At 62.3% G+C, this 7261-nt stretch carries 6 protein-coding genes; all 6 read left to right on the plus strand.

Going from position 1 to position 7261, the window contains the following annotated elements:
* Window positions 1–381 precede the first annotated feature (381 nt).
* The 6 genes from rplM to GXY33_10030 all read left to right on the plus strand — a co-directional run bounded on the left by rplM (window position 382) and on the right by GXY33_10030 (window position 6892).
* Window positions 382–867: a 50S ribosomal protein L13 gene (gene rplM, locus GXY33_10005; GenBank protein NLX05465.1), complete on the plus strand. Its 486-nt coding sequence runs from the start codon at window positions 382–384 to the stop codon at window positions 865–867.
* Window positions 868–903: 36 nt separating this feature from the next.
* Window positions 904–1374, plus strand: coding sequence for a 30S ribosomal protein S9 (rpsI, locus tag GXY33_10010; GenBank protein NLX05466.1), 471 nt, complete (start codon window positions 904–906; stop codon window positions 1372–1374).
* 132 nt (window positions 1375–1506) lie between these two features.
* Complete coding sequence (locus GXY33_10015) at window positions 1507–2523, plus strand: N-acetyl-gamma-glutamyl-phosphate reductase (GenBank protein ID NLX05467.1); 1017 nt, start codon at window positions 1507–1509, stop codon at window positions 2521–2523.
* Window positions 2520–3716 carry a bifunctional glutamate N-acetyltransferase/amino-acid acetyltransferase ArgJ gene (argJ, locus tag GXY33_10020; GenBank protein NLX05468.1) on the plus strand — a complete coding sequence of 399 codons (1197 nt, stop codon included), beginning with the start codon at window positions 2520–2522 and terminating at the stop codon, window positions 3714–3716. Before GXY33_10015 ends, argJ begins: the two co-directional genes overlap by 4 nt.
* A 219-nt stretch (window positions 3717–3935) precedes the next feature.
* Complete coding sequence (locus tag GXY33_10025; GenBank protein NLX05469.1) at window positions 3936–5132, plus strand: HlyD family efflux transporter periplasmic adaptor subunit; 1197 nt, start codon at window positions 3936–3938, stop codon at window positions 5130–5132.
* Window positions 5132–6892: an ABC transporter ATP-binding protein gene (locus GXY33_10030; protein ID NLX05470.1), complete on the plus strand. Its 1761-nt coding sequence runs from the start codon at window positions 5132–5134 to the stop codon at window positions 6890–6892. Before GXY33_10025 ends, GXY33_10030 begins: the two co-directional genes overlap by 1 nt.
* Window positions 6893–7261: the final 369 nt, after the last annotated feature.

The raw sequence follows: 7261 nt of genomic DNA on the forward strand, positions 1-7261 counted from the left end.
CTAACCCGCCGCCAAACGACAACACGACCCCAGGAAGCGAAGGGACGCACAGGGCCTGACCGTCTCCTGAACGCCCTTGACCCTCTTTCCCCTCCCCCTTCGCTTCCTTCGCGACCTTCTGTTCAACCGCCTTTATATCCTCTCCCCTCCAACCCGCTTGCGGGCATATATCAGTATCTCTTTACATTATAACGAGTTAGGCGGAACCACCGCCTCCTTCCGCCTTCTGTGAGCCCCGTTAAACCCCGCCCCCCGCGCCCCCGCAAAAAATGACCGGAATTGCCCTTGAAAGCCCCGACAACTCTGACTAAAATACTGGTTTCCGTAACTCCGGTTCGATAACCAGGGCTTACACGGCAACATCCATTATACGGTGAGACGATGACTGCAGTACTGACGCCGAAAACGACCTTGGCCCGAAAAGGCCACACCGATCAGCGGTGGTTCCAAGTGAACGCCGACGGAGTGGTCCTCGGCCGGCTGGCCTCCGATCTGGCCATGATCCTCATGGGCAAGCACAAACCCATGTACACCCCGCACGTCGACGTCGGCGACTTCGTCGTCGTCCTCAACGCCGAGAAGGTCAAGTTCACCGGCCGAAAAATCGAGCAGATGAGCCACGACTACTACACCCACTTCCCCGGCGGCCACAAGATCATCCCCTACGAGCAGCTCATGGCCAAGCACCCGCAGCGCGTCCTCGAACTCGCCGTCCGCCGAATGCTCCCCAAAAACAAACTCGGCCGCCACATGCTCAAAAAACTCAAGATCTACCGCGGCGACAAGCACAACCACCAGGCCCAGCAGCCGGTCGCCCTCGACCTCTCCAACGGTCTGGCCGAAGGCCTCGCTAAGCTTTCGAAGTAAAACTTGTAAAACTGAACCTCAAAAGGATCGATCGATATGGCAGACCAAGTAACCCGTGAAGCATCGGCAGGCGCAGCCACCATCGCCGCTCCCCAGCCCAAGCCCGCAGCCGCCGCCAAGGGCGGCTTCTGGTGGGGCACCGGACGGCGAAAAACCTCCATCGCACGCGTCCGTGTCCGCAACGGCGAAGGAAAGGTCCTCATCAACGGCCGCGAATACAGCGACTATTTCACCCAGGACCGTGACCGCAACGCCGTCATGGCCCCGCTGACCGCCAGCGAATACCAGAGCCGCGTCGACGTCTTCGTCCGAGTCCAGGGCGGCGGATTCGCCGGACAGGCCGGAGCCGCCATGCTCGGAATCGCTCGGGCCCTCAAGACCATGGACCCGACCACCGAGGCCGCCCTCCGCGACGGCGGCTACCTGACCCGCGACGCCAGAATGACCGAACGCAAAAAGTACGGCCAACGCGGCGCCCGCAGGAGCTTCCAGTTCTCCAAGCGTTAACCGAAGCGAAACCACCATGTTTCAAACGTCCACCGGCCCGCTGTTACCAGACATCGGGCCGGTTTTGATTTACCCGCTCGCGGCCCAAGACCGCGCCACGCGGTCAAACGACCGCTAAGGAGACACGCCAACATGATTCGAGTCGGCATCATCGGAGCCACCGGCTACACCGGCGAAGAGGCCATCGAAATCCTCCTCCGCCATCGCCAAGCCAAACTCACCGCCCTCACCGCGCTGCCCGAAGAGTGCGGCCAAATCCAGGATATCTTCCCGCGACTCCGCGGACGAATCGCCATGGCCGTCGAACCCCTCGACCTGCCCGCCTTCGCCGCCAGCGTCGACGTCGCCCTCGGCTGCCTGCCCCACAAGGTCTCCATGGGCTTCGTCCCCAAACTCCTCGACGCCGGCGTCAAGGTCGTCGACTTCAGCGCCGACTACCGACTCCGCGACGTCGCCCTCTACGAAAAACACTACACCCAGCACACCGACCGCGCCAACCTCGCCCAGGCCGCCTTCGGCCTGCCCGAGCTCTTCCGCAAAAACGTCGTCGGCAAAAAACTCGTCGCCAACCCCGGCTGCTACCCGACCTGCGCCGCCCTCGGCCTCGCCCCGCTCCTCAAGGAAGGACTGGTCCGCCTCGACCGCATCGTCGTCAACGCCGTCACCGGAGTCTCCGGCGCCGGCCGAAAGGCCAGCCTGCCCTATCACCTGCCCGAAATGAACGAGAACCTCTTCGCCTACGCCGCCGGCGGCACCCACCGCCACAGCCCCGAAATCAACCAGATATGCTCCGACGTCGCCGGCAAACCCGTCAACGTCCTTTTCCAGCCGCACGTCGGCGCCTTCGACCGCGGTATCCTCTCCAGCATCTACGCCGAGCCCACCGGCGACCTCTCCACCGCCAAACTCGCCGACCTCTACCGCGACTTCTACCACAACGAACCCTTCGTCCGCGTCCTGGCCGCCCCGCCCAAACTCAAAGCCGTCCAGCGAACCAACTTCTGCGACCTCCACCCGCTCGTCTCCGCCGACGGCCGACATGTCATCGTCTTCTCCGCCCTCGACAACCTCATCAAGGGCGCCTCCGGACAGGCCGTCCAAAACCTCAACATCATCTCCAATATCACCGAAACCGAGGGACTGCTGTGACCAACACCACCATCACCGCCCCGCGCGGATTCAAAGCCGGCGCCGCCGCCTGCGGCATCAAGAGCGAAAACAAACTCGACCTCGCCGTCCTCGCCTGCGATACCCGTGCCGCCTGCGCCGCCTGCTTCACCCAGAACCGAGTCCAGGCCGCCCCCATCCAGCTCTCCCGCGACCACGTCAAGGAAGGATACGCCCAGGCCCTCGTCGTCAACAGCGGAAACGCCAACGCCTGCACCGGCCCGCGCGGTCTCGACGACGCCGCCACCATGACCCAACTCGTCGCCGGAAAACTCAAAATCTCCCCACGCAGCGTCCTCGTCGCCAGCACCGGCGTCATCGGACACCCGCTCGACATGGCCAAGGTATCCAACGGCGTCAACCACGCCTACGATAACCTCGGCGACACCGAAGACCACGGCCGCGCCTTCGCCCAGGCCATCATGACCACCGACCTTAAGCCCAAATCCGCCTACCGCGAATTCACCGTCGACAACCAGACCATCCGTATCGCCGGCTGCGCCAAAGGCTCCGGCATGATCGCCCCAAACATGGCCACCATGCTCGCCTTCATCACCACCGACGCCAAAATCGCCCCCCACGACCTCCGCGCCAACCTCGTCCAGGCCGTCAGCCGAAGCTTCAACCGTATCACCGTCGACGGCGAAATGAGCACCAACGACATGGTCGCCGTCTTCGCCAGCGGACTCGCCTCCGATCATGAACTCGGCGAAACCTGGCTCAGCCCATTCGGCGAATACCTCTACGAACTCTGCAACGAACTCGCCCTCGCCATCGTCGCCGACGGCGAAGGAGCCACCAAAGTCTTCCACGTCATGGTCACCGCCGCCCGAAACTTCACCCAGGCCCATAAAATCGCCCGCGCCGTCGCCCAAAGCCTCCTCGTCAAAACCGCCATCCACGGGGCCGACCCCAACTGGGGACGTATCATCTCCGCCGCCGGGGCCGCCGGTGCCGACTTCAACCCCGAACAGGCCTCCTGCGCCATCGGCAACATCGTCATCTTCAACCGCGGCACCGGCGCCGACCACGACCGCGACGCCCTCGCCGATATCATGAACAAAAACGACATCTGGATCACCCTCAACCTCAACCACGGCGAAGCCTCCGACGTCGTCCATAGCTGCGACCTCTCCAAACAATACGTCGACATCAACGCCCTCTACCACACCTGACCCATCGCCCGAACCGCGACGCCATATCCTCGCATATCAGCGTGAGCAATAAAAACTAATGCCCTATATCCCCATTTCCGCAAAAGTTACTGGACAAAACCCCGACCCGCTGCTATATGATTTCCCTTATAACGTTAACCTTCGGTTAAGCAGCGACCGCCGACTCGGCCGCCCAGGCCATTCCGGACGAAAGAAGAGAAAGGTCATAGCTCAGGCTTTATGAGAAAAGTCCACATAGCACAGGCAACGCTCGTCTTTGGAGTGGCCGTCGGGCTGCTCGTAGGGCTTCCAGGCTTTGTCCGCCAGGTCGCCGACCATCCCCACGAGGGACTCATCCTCGTCAACGGCCGTATCGAAGGCGCCGAAGTCGCCGTCGGTAGCAAACTCACCGGACGCGTCACCGCCCTCCATGTCTCCGAAGGCCAGCAGGTCCATGCCGGCGACCTCATCGCCGAACTCGAATCCGAAAGCGTCCAGGTCGCCCACGAACAGGCCCTCGCCAACGTCGCTCAGGCCCAGCACGCCCTCCAGAGCGCCAACGAGGACGTCATCCGCTCCTCCTCCCAACTCGAAAACGCCAAAATCGCACTCGACCTGACCAAACAGCAGACCGAACTCGGCATCCGCCAGGCCCAGGCTCAGGTCCGCGAAGCACAAGCCGCCGTCGAACAGGCCCAGGCCCTCCTCAGCAAGTCACAAACCGAATACGACCACGCCCAGAAACTCTTCCAGTCCGACGCCGCCAGCGAACTCGAATTCACCTTCGCCACCGACGCTCTCAAAGCCCAGGAGGCCGCCGTCCGCATCGCCGAACAAAGACTCGCCCAGGCCAACGAAAACTTCGAACTCGCCAACTCCCGAAAATCCGAAGTCCTCATGCGACAGCACGACCTGGCCATCATGGAAAGCACCGTCCGACAGGCCCGCGCCGCCGTCGGAATCGCCGAGGCCCAACTCAAAGCCACCGAGGCCACCGCCAAAATGGTCGAAATCAACCTCCGCGACACCAAAATCTTCGCCCCGTGCGACGGCGTCGTCGTCACCCGCGTCGTCGAAGCCGGAGAGGTCATCGCCACCGGCGCCACCGTCGCCATGCTCATCGACTTCGACCGCCTCTACCTCAAGGGCTATCTGCCCAGCCAGCTCGTCGGACAGGTCAACCTCAACGATCCCGCTCGCGTCCACCTCGACGCCTACCCCGATCGCCACTTCGACGCCACAGTCACACAAATCCACCAGCAGGCCGAATTCACACCCAAAAGCGTCGATACGCCCCAACAGCGGGTCAAACTCGTCTTCGGACTCGAACTCACCGTCGAAAACGCCGAACGGCTCGTCAAACCGGGCATGCCCGCCGACGGCGTCATCCAGACCGATCCAAACGCCGCCTGGAAGATGCCCGCGGACCTCCGCTGATGCCCACCACCACGACTCAGCCGGCCGTCCTCGCACGCGGACTCCATAAACGCTTCCGACATACCGTCGCCATCGACCGGATCGACCTCGACATCCCACAAGGTCAGGTCTTCGGACTCGTCGGACCCGACGGCTCCGGAAAGAGCACCGTCCTCAAAATCCTCTCCGGACTCCTCCTGCCCGACCGCGGCGACTGCGAAATCTTCGGCTGCGACGTCATCAAGAATGTCGAATCCGTCCGCGGACTCATCGGCTTCGTCCCACAGGGCCTCGGACTCGCCGTCTCCGACAAGCTCACCGTCCGACAGAACATCGACTTCTTCGCCGACCTATACCACCTCCCCAAAGACCTCGCCGCCCAACGCTCCCAACGACTCCTCGAAATCACCAACCTCCACGAATTCCAAAGCCGCCTCGCCCGAAACCTCTCCGGCGGAATGCAGCAAAAGCTCAGCCTCTGCTGCATGCTCCTGCACCACCCAAAACTCCTCATCCTCGACGAACCTACCACCGGCGTCGATCCCGTCTCACGACGCGACCTCTGGGTCATCCTCAACGACCTCGTCGACACCGAAAACATCACCGTCGTCATCGCCACCAGCTACCTCGACGAAGCCGAACGATGCCACCACGTCGCCCTCGTCCACGCCGGAAAAATCCTCCTCCAGGGCTCGCCCACCGAACTGCCCGCCAAACACGGCGCACCCTCACTCGCCGACCTCTTCGTCGCCCAACTCGAACCCCAAGCCGAACACCACTTCAAACCCGACTCCCTCCACGTCGTCGAACGAATCAATAAAGACCCGCTCCCGCCCAACAAGCCCGCCGTCGAAGTCACCGGACTCGTCAAACGCTTCGGCCACTTCACAGCCGTCGACCACGTCAACTTCGAAATCCCGCCCGGAGCCATGTACGGATTCCTCGGACCCAACGGCGCCGGTAAAACCACCGCCATCAAAATGCTCTGCGGAATCCTTCAGCCGTCCGGCGGCGACGCCTACATCGCCGGTTTCCACGTCTGGCATCAACGCCGAAAACTCAAAAACCGCATCGGCTACATGTCCCAGAAATTCTCCCTCTACCGCGACCTCAAGGTCATCGAAAACCTCCGCCTCTACCGCCAGATCTACGGCCGACAGACCCACGACGTCCTCGAAGTCGATGAACTACTCGAAATCGTCGGCCTCGTCGGCTACGAACACCGCCTCACCAACGAACTGCCCGTCGGACTCAAACAGCGCCTCGGCCTCGCCTGCTCCATGGTCCACCTGCCCGACGTCCTCTTCCTCGACGAACCCACCAGCGGCGTCGATCCCCTCGCCCGCGAACGATTCTGGGAAATCGTCCGCTTCCTCTCCCGTAAATTCGGAATCACCCTCCTGCTCACCACCCACTACATGGACGAAGCCGAATACTGCGACCGACTCGCCATGATCAACTTCGGAAAAATCGTCGCCGTCGGAACCCCCGACCAGCTCAAGGAACAAACCAGACGCGAAAAAGGCGCCCTCCTCGAAATCGCCGCCAAAGACTACCAGGCCGCCAAACGACTGGTCGACGAACACATCGCCCAAACCGTCTTCTTCGGCCGACGGCTACACGTCTTCTCCCAAACCCCACAAGAACACACCACCCAAATCCTAACCCTCCTCCACAAAAACAACCTCCCCGACGCCACCGTCCGCACCGCACCCATCCGCCTCGAAGATGTCTTCATCCACTTCGCCCGCCGTACAAACGCCGCCGAAGCCACCCCCTAAAGCCTAAAGCTCAGAGCCCAAAGCCTCTTTTCCTCCGACTTCCTGACCCCCTGATTCGCTGACCCCCTGACCACCCATGCTCTTCCACTTCGCCCGCCGCCAGGACCCTCAACCCGCCTCCACGTAGGCTGCGTCGTCCCGACGCACCATCCTCGCGCCCGACCCTCCACCCGATCACCGACCACCTGACGCCCTGGCCACCCGTCTTCTCCGAAAACACCCGCGCCCCTGAGCGACCGGACCCCTCCTCCCCCAAATCAACAATCAACAATTCCCCACCATCCCGCCCCTTGTGTCATTCCCGCGCAGGCGAAAATCCAGAATACCCAACCGCCACCGACAACCGAACCTCAGACTCCTCAAGTCTAG

This window comes from Phycisphaerae bacterium, from assembly GCA_012729815.1.
In the GTDB taxonomy this organism is placed as follows: domain Bacteria; phylum Planctomycetota; class Phycisphaerae; order JAAYCJ01; family JAAYCJ01; genus JAAYCJ01.